This is a genomic window from Sphaerospermopsis sp. FACHB-1194, assembly GCF_014696235.1.
Classification (GTDB): domain Bacteria; phylum Cyanobacteriota; class Cyanobacteriia; order Cyanobacteriales; family Nostocaceae; genus Sphaerospermopsis; species Sphaerospermopsis kisseleviana.
Genome location: NZ_JACJPU010000014.1, coordinates 14,056 through 30,268, shown reverse-complemented (window position 1 = coordinate 30,268; position 16,213 = coordinate 14,056). Strand labels below are relative to the sequence as shown.

Genomic DNA, 16,213 nt, shown 5'->3' with positions numbered 1-16,213 from the left:
ACACCATGACTAATATTAATATTACTCTACCTGAATCACTGAAAAGTTTTATTGATCAACAAATTGCCGAAGGTGGTTATAATTCAGTGAGTGAATATTTACAACAGTTAATTATTCAAGAAGCAAGTCGGAAAAATAAAGGAAGTTTAGAATGTTTGATGTTAAGGGATCAAGAATTGGAAAGTGCTTTAGATGAATTAGCTGATAATTTGACAGCGTGCGTGGGTGCAAACGCGCCTATTTTATCTGATTATGCTGTTAGTAGTGAAAGTATTTAAGAGGATTATCTTTAATCATTTTTTTAGTTATAATGTTCGTATTTACAGCCTGTATGAAATACAAAATAAATGGAGATGGAGAACAACTTTCTTTATTTTCTTTAACAGAATTTTCGGAAGTCAATTATAAGAAAAATTCTGTATTATTTATCAATCAAACCACTCCATCAAAAATAGCGTCAAGCAAAATTGAATATATAAATAGTAGCAGTTTGCTAACTTCTCCAAGTGGATTTATCAGAGCCTATAAATTTACCCTGAATCCTTACAGTGGATGTAGTTTTGGTTGTGAATACTGCTATGCCCGCTTTTTTGCTCCTACTATTGAACAACAAAAAGATTGGGGAAATTGGGTTAAGGTTAAGGAAAATGCTATTGACTTACTTCACCGTTCCTGTAAAGCTAAGTCTCAAGACAGAAGATTAGAAACAGGGGATACAATCTATATGTCTAGTGTTACAGATCCCTACCAACCCATTGAACATAAAGTAGGCTTAACTAGACGTATTCTTGAAGAATTAGTTGAAATTCAACCACGCTTAACGATTCAAACCCGTAGCCCTATTGTAGTCAGAGATATCGACTTATTAAAACAATTCCAGCATATTCGGGTGAATTTTACTATTACAACCGACTCAGAAGATATTCGGTTACGATATGAACCCCATTGTCCATCAATAGAAGCACGATTAAAAGCTGCACGGCACGTATCAGAAGCGGGTGTACCAATTGGGATTTCTATCAGTCCCATGTTACCAATCAAAGATCCTGAGATTTTTGGACAAAGAATAGCAAAGTTAAATGCCGCAGAATATGTAACACAATTTTTCAAACCTACCCGCTCTCGTTTTAGTGCTGGTAGTTCTCCTGAGTCTATCCAGAAAATGAAGGAAGATAATTGGACTGAGACTAAGTATCAAAAAGTGAGAGCCACTTTGATTAGCATTCTGGGGAACGAACTTCCACTACTAGAAGGTAATGAAGGGTATGCGCCCGTATAAAAAAATTAGCCAAATAATGTTTAACACTTATTGACACTCGTTTCTTTTATTGCTATTGTTTATACACCTACTAAAGCATTGATTTTCTGTTGTTGTTCCGCAACAGAGTATATTCAAGTCACCAAAAACACCAAAAAAAGGTGTTGTTTAATGGTTAATACTGGAATGCTATTAGTAGGTTATTAATATTTTATTCAAATTTATATACTACAGATAGTAAATAGAGTATTTATTATACTTGGTATCAATTTATTGTAAATTGTTTATGCGATACTTACTAAGAGAAGCTTCAGAGATAGTAGAGTCATTTAGGAAAATTAACAGCTTTCAAGATTTTGCAGACTTGTTAGAAGTTGATTATTTTTGGTTCAAACAAGAATTATTTGCAGTTCCATTAGAAGAAAAATATACTTCATTTACTATTCCCAAGAGAAATGGTGAATCACGGGAAATATATTCACCAGTTTCGGGAATTCGTGAAATACAGGCAAGACTGAATGAAGTTTTGAGATTAGTATATGAACCTGAACGTAAACAGTCTGTACATGGATTTACTACCAGCAGGAATATTGTAACTAATGCTAAAAATCACTGTAACAAAAAATTTGTTTTAAACCTTGATATAAAAGACTTCTTTCCTACAATTACTCAACAAAGAATCAGAGGGGTTATGATGTCCCCACCTTATAATTTACCTAGTCAAATTGCAACGACTATTTCACATATATGCTGCTACGAGGGTAAATTACCTCAAGGCGCACCAACTTCTCCAATTATATCCAATATTGTTTGTGCTAAGTTAGATAGCGAATTACGTCTGCTTGCCAAACAAAATAAATGTTTTTATACTCGTTATGCTGATGACATCACATTTTCAACTATAGTAAAGAACTTTCCTTTATCAATTGCTAAAATCACAGGTCTTAAAATTACTGATGTTAGCTTAAGTGATAATTTAATTTCTATATTTAAATCTAATGGATTTCAAATAAACTTTAATAAAGTTAGAATACAGGGAGACAATCAGAGGCAAGAAGTTACAGGTTTAACAGTTAATAATAAACCTAATGTTTCTCGTAAATATATTAGACAAGTTCGAGCCATGCTCCATGATTGGCACAAAAATGGATATGTTCAAGCTTATATTAACGATTCAGCCATACGTTACCAAAAAAATAAGAACCGTGTTAACTTTTCTTCAGCATTAAGAGGGAAAATAGAATTTATAGGACAAGTTAGACAAAAAGATGATTTTATTTATCAAAAATTATTAACTTTTTACGAAAAACTTATAGAAAGAGAAATTATCAGACAAAGATCACTAAAATTTGATGATAAAGATTACAATAATTGGTGCGATTCGGTTGACGAATATGCTCTTCATATTATTAATAACTACATTGATGCTATATCTGTAGACATTGATAATATGAAAGAATGTATACAACAAGGTTTTGATGAATTAGACAAATTAAGAAAAAAACAAGATCCAGATTATGATCTACCTGGTGTTCCAATAGCTTATGCTTTTAAATACTTGCCCAGAAAAATTATAGCAATGACAGCAGTATTATCTCATTATTTTAGAGAAGAAAATGTACCCATTCCTGAAAAAATATTAGATGTTGGTAGTGGTACTGATGCAGTCGGCATTGCACTAGGCTTATTTAGACAAAAAATGTCTTTCCAGATTACAGCTATTGAACCTTGTAGCTATATGCGTCAATTTGCTATGTTTAGACCTAGTTTGCCGAATTTAGAAGTTTTAAATGTTAATGGTAGACTGGGAGATTGGTTTAATTACTTAAATAATAACTATTTTAATTTGATATTTATGTCTTCAATTTTGCAAAACTCCTTTGAAAATCTAGGAAATTCCTGGTGGTTAGAATGGGCTAATGAGTTATATCAAGCCTCTACTAATAATGCTAGATTAATCCTTATTGAACCTAGTGTAAAAGTAAAATTAGTCAATAAAATGAAATGGGCAATGGAGAGTTCTGGCTGGATATTAAGAGAGCAACTATTATTGAGTGATTTATTTCCAAATGTTTTTAATAAAGGTTGTCAATTAAAAAAATTAACTTCCTTAAAACAAGAACTTATAGGCAATTATTGCCCTTGGCCTGTATCTGGTTGGAATACTTATTATAAGTATAACGAAGTTATCCATATTTATTCTAAAAACAATCAATAAAAACTAATTATAACATCCCTCACTGCGTCCTCTGCGCCTCTGCGTGAGAAAACAAAAAAAGGACGAACCCCAAAAGATCCGCCCGAAAATTGCCAAAGAACACGCAAACTTTAAAACTTATCTAGGTTTTAAACCTTAGCTTCCTCCCTTACCAACTTATCCCAACCCAAATCCTTCAAATTATTATTCCTTCTTAAAGGACGAGTTACCAACTCCAAAATATCCCGCGCATTACCAAAACCATGAATCTGTGCAAAGGTAAATTCCACAGACCATTTAGTATTAATACCCCGCGCTTCTAAAGGATTTGCATGAGACATACCAGTAATTACCAAATCAGGTTTTAAATCATAAATTCTTTGTACCTGATTGTAATTATCCGGCTTTTCAACTATCCTTGGTAAAGGAACATTCATTTCCTGACAAGTCTTTTCTAACAAAGCTAACTCCGCAGCTTGATAGCGTTTATCCATGTAAGGAATACCGATTTCTGGAACAGTCATTCCACAACGCACCAAAAACCGAGCTAAAGAAATTTCTAACAAATTATCACCCATGAAAAACACAGACTTACCGCGAATTAATTTCACGTAATCTTCTAAATTTTCCCAAATCTGCGCTTCTCTTTCATCTAAACCTTTGGGTGTAATGCCAAAAACAGAACAAATTTTTTCTACCCATGCGCGAGTTCCATCTGGACCAATGGGAAAAGGTGCGCCAATTAATTTACATTTCCTGCGTCTCATTAAAGTTGTTGCAGTGCGACTTAAAAAAGGATTCACACCCGCAACATAATAACCTTCTTCTAACACAGGTAATTCTGTAAATCTTTTTGCAGGTAGCCAACCAGAAACTTTAACACCTTGTTTCTTTAATTCTAAAGTTAATTGGGTAACAACTGGATCAGGTAAAGAACCAAATAAAACCAAAGGTGGATGATCTACATATTCTGATTCTTCTTGTACAACATCTTCCTTTTTCTTCCCGAAATGTAATAACTTTTGAATTGCATTTCGTTCATTTTTTTCTGTTTCTGAAACTGGTGCTTGATCAGGACAACGGTTAGCCATTGCAGCTAAAACCGTATCTTCTCCCTGAGTAAAAGCATAATCTAAACCATTAGCACGAGCGACAACAATAGGAATACCAATTTCCGCTTCTAACTTGGGGGCTAAACCTTCCAAGTCCATTTTAATAATTTCCGTGGTACAAGTACCAATCCAAACGATAACACTAGGATTGCGATCGCGTTTAATTTGCTCACACAATCTTTTCAATTCTTGATAATCATTTAACTGAGCCGAAATATCACCTTCTTCTAACTCAGCCATTGCATAACGGGGTTCAGCAAAAATCATCACCCCCATCGCATTTTGTAGAAAATAACCGCAGGTTTTTGTACCAATAACTAAAAAGAAACTATCTTCAATTTTTTGATATAACCAAGCCACACAACTAATAGGACAAAAAGTATGATAATTACCAGTTTCACATTCAAAATTTAAAGCGGTATTTTCTGTAGCGATAGTCATTGTAATCTTCTCCCCTTAATTTTTAATGCTTACAAGTCAGGAGTCAGGTGACAGGAGTTTTTTATTTTGGATTTTGGATTTTGGATTGTTTTTGTTATCTCCAATCTAAAATCTAAAATCTAAAATTTTCTTCCCCAGTCCCCAGTCCCCTATTCACTGATTTATATTGTTGGGGAAGAGACGAGCCATTTCTGACTCATCAAAAACCTCAGAAGGTAATTCTTCACCTAAAAGGTTATTATTTTCTTCACCCTCTTCCAGAAGAGATGAATCATCTCCCCAAACATCAGAAATCACATCACGAAATTCACTTTCATCTGGTTGATTTAAATCATCCAATCCATTTTCATCGGATAGATTGAAATCATCTATAGCTTGATGTTCGTTATCTGCTGTTAAATTGACAGTCTCAAAAGACATCCCGCTAAAGTCTTTTTCTGTTTCTAAATCAGGTGCTGATTTAAACTCATCCGTGATGTTTTCTTCAGATAAAGAAATTGAATCAAACGCATCTTTACTTGCCAGTGAATCTTCCTCTTGCCATTGATGTTCCCTGACATCCATTGTGAACTCTTGAACAGAGTTTTTTTCCTCAACAACGCTGAAATCATCGACTGCTGATGGTTGATCTTCAGAAATGTTTTCTGTAACCTCTTGGGAAGCATGAGAATAAATTTTTGCTTCTTGGGTAGGACTCAACCGATTACCAAGGACAATATCTGGATCAAAATGCAGCCCTAGCACGTCAATTAGAGTATCAGCATCAGGATTTAATTTGGCAAAAGGAAACATCAACTGGGCTAATTTAGGTTCTAGGGCATTTACTACTCCCAGAATGAGGTAAGAGGAAGGACGCTTCCCGCCATCGGGGGTATAAACCGATTCCACTGCCATTTGCAAGGTAATCCAGTCACGGTTGACTTGAAAGAACTGTAACCACTTTTGTTTGATTGAATCCGTAAAACTATCAAAGAAGGCCATAATCTCCCCCATCCTGAAGAGGTAAATTGTTTTATACAATCATCAAGTCTAATTCCTCTTCCGGATTTGTTACCTGTGGTTTACTCGGATTTAAATAAAAATCTGACAAAAGTGAAAAAAGTTCACGATCAGGGGCATCGTTCGGAACGACACCTTCAGGACGCGCTAATATCTGATCAGCTATACTTAAATAATAGTCGCAAACGTATCTCAGGGAAGGATCTGACTCAGCCATCTCAAACAGCGTTTTTCCTTTAACGCGGGAAACACGGATATCTTCTATTAAAGGCAATACTTCTAAAACTGGCATTGGTACGGCTTCTACGTATTTTTCAATTAAGTCACGTTTAGCAGTACGATTACCGATTAACCCCGCTAGTCTCAGGGGGTGAGTTCTGGCTTTTTCACGGACGGAAGCAGCGATGCGGTTAGCAGCAAATAAGGCATCAAAACCGTTGTCTGTAACGATCATACAGTAGTCGGCATAGTTCAAAGGTGCTGCAAAACCACCACAAACCACATCACCGAGAACGTCAAATAAAATTACGTCATATTCATCAAAAGCGTTAAGTTCTTTTAAGAGTTTGACTGTTTCACCTACCACATAACCACCACACCCCGCACCGGCTGGGGGTCCTCCAGCTTCGACACAATCAACTCCACCATAACCTTTATAGATCACATCCTCTGGCCAAACATCTTCGTAGTGATAGTCTTTCTCTTGTAGGGTGTCGATGATAGTAGGAATCAAAAACCCGGTCAGGGTAAAGGTACTGTCGTGTTTAGGGTCACAACCAATTTGCAGCACTTTTTTACCCCGTTTAGCTAGGGCTACGGATATATTACAGCTGGTTGTAGATTTACCGATACCGCCTTTTCCATACACTGCTAATTTCATTTTTCTTTACCTCTAATAGTTTCTTTTCTTAGCTTGTACCTTTACCCAGCACTCAACCAGTTATGGAGATGTGTGAGGTCTGTGAGTGCCATTATTGTGCAAATTCCTAGAAAAGCAAAGGGTCTAAAAATCATCAAATCAAAGATAATTGATTTATTACAAAGATATTTTGATAATTAAGGCTAAAATAAACTCTAAAATCTCTAAAAAATCTTAAAAAATTGATTTATTGATATTTTTAAATTTTTTATATAAAAATAGTTACAAAAGACAAATTAGCTAAAATAGTATTTTATTAATGGTTTCCATATAATTATTCAATCATTGCCCAAGTTTATTAAGCAGCAAATAAGATGTTATTGCTGATGAGCATAACTATCGTCAGTGCATACCAGGAGAATAGACTTGAGATTTGAGAGAGGATATAAATTTAGGGTTTTTGGGACTGGAGGAACACAAAAGTAATCTGCATCTATCTTTGATCTCTGAGTATCTGCGATCATTGTTGTTAATTAATATTAAATATTCAAATATCTGAGAAAAGTTAATCAAATCATGAAATAGTTAAATTTTATGTATGATCATGTAATGTTATTAATTTTTTCCAGATCATTAATTTCCTGTAAAGATTGCCAGCCGGCGTGCCATTGAGAGTTATCCTGTAATAATTTGGCATTGATCCAAAAACGCACATTAGGGTCACAAGCAGCTACCATTTCCGCATAGACCCACTTACCCTGATTTTTACGGTTAACAACTTGAAAATGTCGCCAACCATCAACTTTTTGCTGTGCTGTCCACTTAGAACCCAGTAAATGAGGAAACTTTTGTTTTTTGGGCATTGGTGATTGGTGATTGGTGATTGGTGATTGGTGATTGGTGATTGGTGATTGGTGATTGGTGATTGGTGATTGGTGATTGGTGATTGGTGATTGGTGATTGGTGATTGGTGATTGGTAAAAATTAATATAATTTCTCGAACACCCAAACATCATGTTTATAGACTCTTTTCTCTGCGACTCTGCGCCTCTGCGTGCAACAAAAAGCATTAAGCAAAATTAGACAAAAAAGAAAAACTTTCACCAAGGTTTTACTTATTTTTTAACTTATACTTATAATTTACCCTTGGATTGTACATATATCATACCACAAAAATCTTGTGTGTCAATATCAATCCTGAAACGACGGAAACTCGTTGATAATTGATAGTGATTCTCAAGATTATTGAGAATAAATGGGGCTAATTCTCAATAAACCACATCGCACACTTTTTTTCTAGATCAGAGATTTAAAAAACTTATATATTGTTGAGGTGACAGTTGACAGGTGACAGTAAATAATTAATTATCAATTACTCATGATCGGCTTAAACTAAATAACTGATAACTTGGGATAATACTACATAATGAGGATGGGAAGACCGATCCAGAAAAAGGCTAGGGTATTTTTACAATGACGATATGAAAGTCAAATATCAAAAAAACTATGCAACCGACTAATCCGAACCAATTTACAGAAAAAGCCTGGGAAGCGATCGCGCAAACTCCCGAAATAGCTAAACAGTACCAACAACAGCAACTAGAAAGCGAACATTTAATGAAAGCACTGCTGGAGCAGGATGGACTTGCTAACGCTATTGTCACGAAAGCCGGTGCAAACATCCCAAAAATCAGAGATTACACAGAACAATTTATTTCCCGTCAACCCAAAGTATCAGGAAGTAGCACATCTGTATATTTGGGTAAAAGTTTAGATACATTATTAGACAGATCGGAAAAATATCGCCAAGAATTTAAAGATGAATATATTTCCGTTGAACATATATTATTAGGATATGCTAAAGATGACAGATTTGGTAAAAGTCTACTGCAAGAAATTGGTTTAGACGAAGGCAAATTAAAGAATACTATTAAACAAATTCGTGGGAGTCAGAAAGTGACAGATCAAAGTCCAGAAGGAAAATATCAATCTTTAGAAAAATACGGACGTGACTTAACAGAAGCAGCACGTCAAGGAAAATTAGATCCGGTAATTGGTCGGGATGATGAAATTAGAAGAACCATTCAAATTCTGTCCCGCAGAACCAAAAACAACCCTGTATTAATTGGTGAACCTGGAGTTGGAAAAACCGCCATTGCGGAAGGTTTAGCACAGCGAATAGTTGCGGGTGACGTTCCCCAATCTTTGAAAGATAGAAAATTAATTGCTTTAGATATGGGAGCGTTAATTGCTGGTGCAAAATTTAGAGGAGAATTTGAAGAAAGACTCAAAGCCGTATTAAAAGAAGTTACCGAATCTGGTGGAAATATTGTATTATTTATAGATGAAATTCATACCGTTGTCGGTGCAGGTGCAACCCAAGGGGCGATGGATGCAGGTAACTTATTAAAACCCATGTTAGCACGGGGTGAACTGCGTTGTATTGGGGCGACAACTTTAGATGAATATCGTAAATATATAGAAAAAGATGCTGCTTTAGAAAGACGTTTCCAACAAGTTTATGTAGACCAACCAGATGTACAAGATACGATTTCTATTTTGCGGGGTTTAAAGGAACGGTATGAAGTGCATCACGGGGTAAAAATTTCCGATAGTTCTTTAGTTGCTGCTGCGACTTTATCGAGTAGATATATTAGCGATCGCTTCCTGCCAGATAAAGCTATTGACTTGGTAGATGAAGCTGCTGCTAGACTGAAAATGGAAATTACATCCAAACCAGAAGAGCTAGACGAAATTGATCGGAAAATTCTCCAATTAGAAATGGAGAAACTGTCCTTACAAAAAGAAAGTGATTTAGCTTCCCGCGAACGTTTGGAAAGACTAGAAAAAGAACTTGCCGACTTTAAAGAAGAACAACGCGCACTCAGCGCCCAATGGCAATCTGAAAAAGATATTATCACCAAAATTCAATCTATCAAAGAAGAAATTGATCGAGTTAACTTAGAAATTCAACAAGCAGAAAGAAACTATGATCTTAACCGCGCTGCTGAGTTGAAATATGGTAAACTCACAGAATTACATCGACAATTAGAAACCGTAGAAAGGGAACTTGCTAACGCCCAAGGAACAGGAAAATCTCTATTACGGGAAGAAGTCACCGAAGCGGACATTGCTGAAATCATTTCTAAATGGACAGGCATTCCTATTAGTAAATTAGTGGAATCAGAAAAAGAAAAATTACTGCATTTAGAAGATGAACTACATCAGCGAGTAGTGGGACAAAGTGAAGCTGTGACTGCGGTAGCTGATGCCATTCAACGTTCTCGCGCTGGACTTGCTGATCCTAACCGCCCCATTGCTAGTTTTATTTTCCTTGGACCTACGGGAGTTGGTAAAACAGAATTAGCTAAAGCTTTAGCTGCTTATATGTTTGACACAGAAGAAGCTTTAGTCAGAATTGATATGTCAGAATACATGGAGAAACACGCAGTTTCTCGGTTAATTGGTGCGCCTCCAGGTTATGTTGGTTATGAAGAAGGTGGACAATTAACAGAAGCTATTCGTCGTCGTCCTTACGCAGTAATTTTATTCGACGAAATTGAAAAAGCGCACCCGGATGTATTTAACATTTTCCTGCAAATTTTAGATGATGGTCGTGTCACTGACTCCCAAGGAAGAACGGTAGACTTCAAGAATACCATTATCATCATGACTAGTAACATCGGTTCTCAATATATTCTGGATGTTGCTGGGGATGATTCAAGGTATGATGAAATGCGTCATCGAGTGATGGAAACAATGCGGAATAGTTTCCGTCCTGAGTTCTTGAACCGCATTGATGAAATTATCATCTTCCACGGTTTACAAAAATCAGAACTGCGAGAAATTGTGCAACTACAAGTAGATAGACTCAGACAAAGATTAACTGATAAAAAAATGTCCCTGCGACTTGCTGCATCTGCACTAGACTTTTTAGCAGAAGTTGGTTATGATCCTGTATTTGGTGCGAGACCATTAAAACGTGCCATTCAAAGAGAGTTAGAAACCCAAATTGCTAAAGCTATTTTGCGGGGTGAATTTAATGACGGTGATACAATTTTTGTTGATGTGCAAAATGAACGTCTAGCTTTTAGTCGTTTACCAGTGGAAGTGTTTAGTAATTAAGTCAGGAGTAAAACCCTTTTTTAATCAGAGTTTTATGATTAATTGATGTCCTAACTACTCTGTGTACGGCTATAATTTAACTGTGGAGAAAAATTGAAAAACCTAGTTTTTAAAAACTTTTAAAGGCTAGGAATAATATCCCCGACTTTTTAAAAAGTTGGGGTTTTGAGTTATAAATCATCAAAATAAACCATAAACTAGGAGTGTGATCTGTGTCTTTAGAACAAGTTGAAAGTTTTTATGAAATGTTAAGTTCAGATCCCGGTGTTTATGATCTGTATTATAAAAATTGCCGTCAACCCGGAGTTTTTGATAATTCTCACTGGGATACAAAAAAAATAGTTAATTTCGCTGCTACTTTTGGCTATATTTTTACCGAAGAAGAATTACAGGACTTTTGGTTTGCAACTGAACCTGTAACAGTAAGTCGTAAATAGGTGATTGGTGATTGGGAAAATACAAATAATTTCCTCTGCTCCCCAGTTTCTGCCCCAGTCCCTAGTCACCAGTCCCCAATAACCAAAATTCCAAAATAGCTTTTGCCTGTAGACATTACTGTTATTGACTTAAAATCAGCACTTGTCGCATTTTACGCATATTTTCTGGTAATTCCAAGTTCATTGCTTGTTGAATAAAAATTGAGGGGATGGGAATATTCGGTGTTGCTTGCACTGTATAGGCTAACAAAGTTCCATTTCCCATGTCTTTAAGTTCTAAGTTGGCATGGAAATCTTCAAATGTCCCTTTTTCCATGCGAAATTGTATTTGCTGTCCTAAGACTTCAACAACGCTGAGATAAATTTCTACTTGGGCAGTGAAAAATAAAAATGCTTTCTGTGCTGTTTGATATAGGCGCTTGACATCACCCTTGGTTATGATCTCGCTTTTGGTGATGTCAGGGAAATATTGCACCCAACGGGGATAATCTGTAATCTGCTGCCAAACGTTGGACCGAACTAAGGGTAAGTACATCCAAGCTGTGACAGCACCACCCCAGAGAGTATGCGATCGCGTTTGTAGCAAAATTTCACCTTGGATCAGTGACTTTTGTTTGTCTGGACTCCACAACATATCTAACCCTTTAGAACCTTGAATAGTTGATGAGATATCAGATACAGACATAGTGTTTTTCTCTACCCCTCAAACAATATTTATTAACCAAAAACTGAATCAAACATTTAAATCTTCTAAAAAACCAGAGTTTGAAAGTTTCAACCAAGAAATTTCAGGATTTAAACCTACTCATTTTTAATTACAGTTCATTTTATTGATTTTCTGGATATAATTTGATGGAAGTTGATTCTATCTACAAACTCTTGCACCCTGTATTTAAATCTACCTGTTTGGCAGAAATGACTTACAGTATCATTTTTTCTCTCTTTCCCATTCTCTATTTCCTACCCAAAGAGATATGAACCTGCAACAAGCAAACGTGATATAATTTTAATAGAAAATGTAACTTTTGCTGAAATTGCCAGAAAAATCCAGTGAATCAATCTTCATTAAATCGCAAATTAACTCAAATCTTGGGTATCCTTCTTGGTATGGGAATAGCCTTATGGATACTCAGAGGCTTGGGTATTCTCACTTTTATTCCTGGTGGTGTGATTTGGCTATTGTTGTTTGGGGCGTTGGGGTTAGGCATTTTCAGTTATTTTCAACGCAGATTATGGCGTTTTTAAGATCCGTCCTCAGCAATAAGCAAGTAAATATAGATTGATAAGCTGTTACACAGCTAAATTGTATAATCCTAATATTCTGAACTCTTGTTTAACAGGCAAGATGCCTGTTCCACTTATACAAATTAAATGCACAACAGCTTATCAAAATATAAATATAGTGATAAATATAGTGATCCGATTTGATTCATGAATTTTTCGTAGATGTGGGGAACAGGGAACAGGGAACAGGAAACAGGGAACAGGAAAGAAGGCAGTATGTACGGAGTTCTGTTCAAAAATCAAATAGGAGTCCTATATATGGAATACTATGGAATAGTGGAAAGCTGAAATAATTAGTTATTAGGGCGCACAACCATGAAAAAATATATATGTACGGTCTGCGGCTATATCTATGATCCAGAGGTAGGTGATCCTGATGGTGGTATAGAACCAGGAACAGTTTTTGAAGATATCCCAGAAGACTGGGTTTGTCCTGTTTGCGGTGCTGCAAAAGAGGATTTTACACTTTTTGAAGAGTAAAGTAAGATTATTGAAAGATTTTTAAAGTTGTCACCCTTGCAAATTGTAGTTATTGGTGGTGGGGCGGCGGGTTTTTTTGGTGCGATCGCCTGTGCTGAAGCTAACCCCCAAGCCCAAGTTACTTTAATTGAAGCCAGTCGTAAACCACTGGCAAAAGTTCTCATTTCTGGTGGGGGACGCTGTAACGTTACTCATGCTTGTTTTACTCCTGAAGAGTTGGTGCAAAATTACCCCAGAGGTGGTAAAGCTTTGCGGGGTGCTTTTACTCGTTTCCAACCTCTTGACACCGTAGCTTGGTTTGCGGCTCATGGTGTAAATTTGAAAACTGAAGCTGATGGGCGGATGTTTCCCATTACAGATCGTTCGGAAACTATTGTAGAATGTTTGATTAAAGGTGCTTTTAATGCTGGGCTAGAACTGAGTATTGGTACTCCTGTAATTTCTGTGAACCGAAAAAACGAGGGTTTTGAAGTTATTTTCAAGTCGGGAGAAACGAAATATTGCGATCGCATAATTTTAGCTACTGGTAGCAGTTTAATAGGTTATAAAATCGCTAGAGAGTTAGGTCATCACATCGAAACCCCTGTTCCCTCTTTATTTACTTTTAACATTGCTGATCCAAAATTACGAACATTGGCAGGAATTAGCGTTAATCCTGTTAATCTGCGTTTATCAATTGCAGATAAAAAACCTTTACAACAAACAGGACCTTTGTTAATCACTCATTGGGGTATCAGTGGACCTGCAGTACTGAAACTTTCCGCTTGGGGTGCAAGAATACTGCATGAAAATCGCTATCAATGCAAATTATACATTAATTGGTTGCCCAACTTGCCACAAGAGGAAGTGAGACAAAGGCTTTTAGCGGTAAAACAGGAATGGGGCAAAAAAGCGATCGCCCTCCATCGTGGTGTTGACTTACCCCATCGACTGTGGCAATATCTAATTAGCCGTATAAGTATTACTACTGAAGACCGTTGGGCAGAAATATCTAACAAAACCTTAAATCAGTTAGTTCAAGAAATATCTCAGGGAGAATACTTAATTAATGGTAAAGGAGTTTTCAAAGAAGAATTTGTCACCTGTGGGGGTGTCAACATCAAGGAGGTTAACTTTAAAACAATGGAAAGTAAGCTAGTTCCGGGTTTATACTTTGCTGGGGAAATATTGGATATTGATGGTATAACTGGTGGTTTTAACTTCCAAAGTGCTTGGACAACCGCATATTTAGCTGGAAAGTCAATGACTCAAACGAGTAATTCCTAACTGTCACCAAAAAAGATCAGATTAAGGCATGATCATTGTCAGAAACCTCAGATGCTCAAAATTAAATCATGTTATTCAGCGAAATTGTTAGTAAATTAAGTGACAATATTCAAGCTCACAGTCTCACCCTGAACCCAGAACTCAACCCAGAAATTACCGGAGTTGCAGCTATAGATGAAGCTACAAGCGGTACTATCACCTATGTGGAAGGGGGAAAATTTGCATCTTTAGTTAATTCTACTGTTGCCAGTGCTTTAATTTTACCTCTGGATGAAAAATTACACACTCAAGCTACAGAAAGGGGTATTGCTTGGTTAGCAACTCCCGAACCCCGGTTATTATTTGCTCAAGCGATCGCTCTTTTTTACCAACCCTATCAACCTACCCCAGAAATTCATCCCAGTGCCGTTATTGACCCCACCGCCAAAATCGGTAATAATGTTTATATTGGCGCTCATGTTGTCATTTCTCCAGGTGCAGAAATTGGTAATGGTGTAATTATTCACCCCAACGTCGTGATTTATCCTGATGTAAAAATTGGCGATCGCACCACCTTACACGCTAACTGTACCATCCATGAACGTACCCAAATCGGTGCAGACTGCGTAATTCATAGCGGTGCTGTCATCGGTGCAGAAGGTTTTGGTTTTGTTCCCACTCGCACAGGTTGGTTAAAAATGGAACAATCTGGTTATACAGTTTTAGAAGATGGGGTAGAAATAGGTTGTAACAGTGCAGTTGATCGTCCCGCAGTTGGTGAAACCCGCATTGGTAAAAATACTAAAATTGACAACTTAGTACAAATTGCTCACGGTTGCCAAATTGGATCAGGTTGTGCTATTGCTGGACAAGCTGGGATGGCCGGAGGTGTAAAAGTAGGAAACAGAGTCATTTTAGCAGGACAAAGCGGAATAGCAAACCAAGTAACAATTGGAGATGGGGCGATCGCCTCTGCTCAAACAGGTATTCATAACAATGTTGCACCAGGAGAAATCGTCTCTGGTACTCCTGCAGTACCACACAAATTATACCTGAAAGTATCTGCTATTTATAGCCGTCTTCCAGAGATATATCAAACTTTCAAACAATTGCAACGTCAACTAGGGAAAAAGTCAGATTAATTTTTTTGTGGAACAGGCATCTTGCCTGTTTTGAATTGATAATATTTTACTACTTTGGATAATTCTAGCTATTAAGCCAATCTTCACCCCCTGGTAATTGAGCAAAATAATCATCTATAACATCAGGTAATTCTCTATTTGTATAGTTATATGTCATTCCTAATAACTCAGTTGCATTTAATATTAATTGGGATTTATTTAACATTTGGGAAATTTGTTTTCGTTTTAAAGTACCATGCAAAACCTCTAAACTAGCATCTGCTATTGCTGGTGTAAGTTCATCTTCTAAATAAGTTTGCCATTCATCTTCATTGATATAATGAGATTTTTGATTATCTTTCAAATTCACCTCTTGAATTTCCAAGATAGCATTACGAATAGAAGCAGCCCAAGAATTGGTTAATTTCTGTTCTATTTGATTCTTAATTAAATGTATGAGCAGAATCTTTAAAAAGGATTTAATCTGCCGCAAAATAGCCTTTTTACTCATTCCCTCTAATTCATCAACAATTGCCAGAGCATCTGTGTAACGTCCTGCTAAAATGCTATTTCTGAGGTCAATTAATTCCTGTGTCATCTGTATTCACCTCAAACTATAAGTAAGAGAATATTGATTCAGACAATCCTTAATTGT

The 16,213-nt window shown here is 36.4% G+C and carries 15 protein-coding genes; 9 read left to right on the top strand and 6 right to left on the bottom strand.

Annotated features, from left to right (window positions below; translation table 11 throughout):
- Positions 1 to 5 precede the first annotated feature (5 nt).
- From H6F45_RS10565 to H6F45_RS10555, 3 genes are all read left to right on the top strand, one after another.
- Positions 6 to 278 carry a ribbon-helix-helix domain-containing protein gene (locus H6F45_RS10565; RefSeq protein ID WP_137668531.1) on the top strand — a complete coding sequence of 91 codons (273 nt, stop codon included), beginning with the start codon at positions 6 to 8 and terminating at the stop codon, positions 276 to 278.
- Between the two features lie 53 nt (positions 279 to 331).
- Complete coding sequence (locus H6F45_RS10560) at positions 332 to 1,279, top strand: radical SAM protein (protein ID WP_137668532.1); 948 nt, start codon at positions 332 to 334, stop codon at positions 1,277 to 1,279.
- 265 nt (positions 1,280 to 1,544) lie between these two features.
- Positions 1,545 to 3,476, top strand: a complete 1,932-nt coding sequence (locus tag H6F45_RS10555; protein ID WP_137668533.1) for a reverse transcriptase domain-containing protein — start codon at positions 1,545 to 1,547, stop codon at positions 3,474 to 3,476.
- A 128-nt stretch (positions 3,477 to 3,604) separates the two neighbouring features.
- Here the strand turns inward: H6F45_RS10555 and H6F45_RS10550 are convergent, their stop codons facing one another.
- From H6F45_RS10550 to H6F45_RS10535, 4 genes are all read right to left on the bottom strand, one after another.
- A complete protein-coding gene (locus tag H6F45_RS10550; RefSeq protein ID WP_190347146.1) occupies positions 3,605 to 5,008 on the bottom strand; it encodes a ferredoxin:protochlorophyllide reductase (ATP-dependent) subunit N in 1,404 nt (467 codons plus the stop codon).
- A 153-nt stretch (positions 5,009 to 5,161) separates the two neighbouring features.
- Positions 5,162 to 5,989 carry a DUF5331 domain-containing protein gene (locus H6F45_RS10545; RefSeq protein WP_190347145.1) on the bottom strand — a complete coding sequence of 276 codons (828 nt, stop codon included), beginning with the start codon at positions 5,987 to 5,989 and terminating at the stop codon, positions 5,162 to 5,164.
- A 31-nt stretch (positions 5,990 to 6,020) separates the two neighbouring features.
- Positions 6,021 to 6,887 (bottom strand): ferredoxin:protochlorophyllide reductase (ATP-dependent) iron-sulfur ATP-binding protein, encoded by an 867-nt coding sequence (bchL, locus tag H6F45_RS10540; RefSeq protein ID WP_096572308.1) that lies wholly within the window; start codon positions 6,885 to 6,887, stop codon positions 6,021 to 6,023.
- Between the two features lie 581 nt (positions 6,888 to 7,468).
- Entirely contained in the window at positions 7,469 to 7,729 is a 261-nt protein-coding gene (locus H6F45_RS10535; protein WP_137668222.1) for a TIGR02450 family Trp-rich protein, read from the bottom strand.
- Positions 7,730 to 8,372: 643 nt separating this feature from the next.
- Between H6F45_RS10535 and clpB the strand changes: the two genes are divergently transcribed.
- Both clpB and H6F45_RS10525 read left to right on the top strand, forming a co-directional pair.
- On the top strand, positions 8,373 to 10,991 hold the full coding sequence (clpB, locus tag H6F45_RS10530) for an ATP-dependent chaperone ClpB (protein ID WP_190347144.1): 2,619 nt from the start codon (positions 8,373 to 8,375) through the stop codon (positions 10,989 to 10,991).
- Positions 10,992 to 11,203: 212 nt separating this feature from the next.
- Positions 11,204 to 11,428, top strand: a complete 225-nt coding sequence (locus tag H6F45_RS10525) for a Nif11-like leader peptide family natural product precursor (protein ID WP_137668220.1) — start codon at positions 11,204 to 11,206, stop codon at positions 11,426 to 11,428.
- A gap of 121 nt (positions 11,429 to 11,549) precedes the next feature.
- Here H6F45_RS10525 and H6F45_RS10520 read toward each other — a convergent pair whose 3' ends face one another.
- Positions 11,550 to 12,113, bottom strand: coding sequence for an SRPBCC family protein (locus tag H6F45_RS10520; protein ID WP_096572304.1), 564 nt, complete (start codon positions 12,111 to 12,113; stop codon positions 11,550 to 11,552).
- Positions 12,114 to 12,478: 365 nt separating this feature from the next.
- On the opposite strand from H6F45_RS10520, the gene H6F45_RS10515 reads away from it, so the two are divergent.
- From H6F45_RS10515 to lpxD, 4 genes are all read left to right on the top strand, one after another.
- Positions 12,479 to 12,673, top strand: a complete 195-nt coding sequence (locus tag H6F45_RS10515) for a hypothetical protein (protein ID WP_096572303.1) — start codon at positions 12,479 to 12,481, stop codon at positions 12,671 to 12,673.
- 354 nt (positions 12,674 to 13,027) lie between these two features.
- Entirely contained in the window at positions 13,028 to 13,192 is a 165-nt protein-coding gene (gene rd / locus H6F45_RS10510; protein ID WP_096572302.1) for a rubredoxin, read from the top strand.
- Positions 13,193 to 13,219: 27 nt separating this feature from the next.
- On the top strand, positions 13,220 to 14,458 hold the full coding sequence (locus tag H6F45_RS10505) for an NAD(P)/FAD-dependent oxidoreductase (RefSeq protein WP_190347143.1): 1,239 nt from the start codon (positions 13,220 to 13,222) through the stop codon (positions 14,456 to 14,458).
- Positions 14,459 to 14,526: 68 nt separating this feature from the next.
- Positions 14,527 to 15,579, top strand: coding sequence for a UDP-3-O-(3-hydroxymyristoyl)glucosamine N-acyltransferase (gene lpxD, locus H6F45_RS10500; protein ID WP_137668218.1), 1,053 nt, complete (start codon positions 14,527 to 14,529; stop codon positions 15,577 to 15,579).
- A gap of 64 nt (positions 15,580 to 15,643) precedes the next feature.
- On the opposite strand, the gene H6F45_RS10495 is transcribed toward lpxD, so the two are convergent.
- Complete coding sequence (locus H6F45_RS10495; RefSeq protein WP_096572299.1) at positions 15,644 to 16,156, bottom strand: DUF29 family protein; 513 nt, start codon at positions 16,154 to 16,156, stop codon at positions 15,644 to 15,646.
- Positions 16,157 to 16,213 lie beyond the last annotated feature (57 nt).

Bases quoted from the DNA above. Each gene is read 5' to 3' on its own strand.
- H6F45_RS10565 (WP_137668531.1), top strand. From the start codon at position 6: ATGACTAATATTAATATTACTCTACCTGAATCACTGAAAAGTTTTATT.
- H6F45_RS10560 (WP_137668532.1), top strand. From the start codon at position 332: ATGAAATACAAAATAAATGGAGATGGAGAACAACTTTCTTTATTTTCT.
- H6F45_RS10555 (WP_137668533.1), top strand. From the start codon at position 1,545: ATGCGATACTTACTAAGAGAAGCTTCAGAGATAGTAGAGTCATTTAGG.
- H6F45_RS10550 (WP_190347146.1), bottom strand. From the start codon at position 5,008: ATGACTATCGCTACAGAAAATACCGCTTTAAATTTTGAATGTGAAACT.
- H6F45_RS10545 (WP_190347145.1), bottom strand. From the start codon at position 5,989: ATGGCCTTCTTTGATAGTTTTACGGATTCAATCAAACAAAAGTGGTTA.
- bchL (WP_096572308.1), bottom strand. From the start codon at position 6,887: ATGAAATTAGCAGTGTATGGAAAAGGCGGTATCGGTAAATCTACAACC.
- H6F45_RS10535 (WP_137668222.1), bottom strand. From the start codon at position 7,729: ATGCCCAAAAAACAAAAGTTTCCTCATTTACTGGGTTCTAAGTGGACA.
- clpB (WP_190347144.1), top strand. From the start codon at position 8,373: ATGCAACCGACTAATCCGAACCAATTTACAGAAAAAGCCTGGGAAGCG.
- H6F45_RS10520 (WP_096572304.1), bottom strand. From the start codon at position 12,113: ATGTCTGTATCTGATATCTCATCAACTATTCAAGGTTCTAAAGGGTTA.
- rd (WP_096572302.1), top strand. From the start codon at position 13,028: ATGAAAAAATATATATGTACGGTCTGCGGCTATATCTATGATCCAGAG.
- lpxD (WP_137668218.1), top strand. From the start codon at position 14,527: ATGTTATTCAGCGAAATTGTTAGTAAATTAAGTGACAATATTCAAGCT.
- H6F45_RS10495 (WP_096572299.1), bottom strand. From the start codon at position 16,156: ATGACACAGGAATTAATTGACCTCAGAAATAGCATTTTAGCAGGACGT.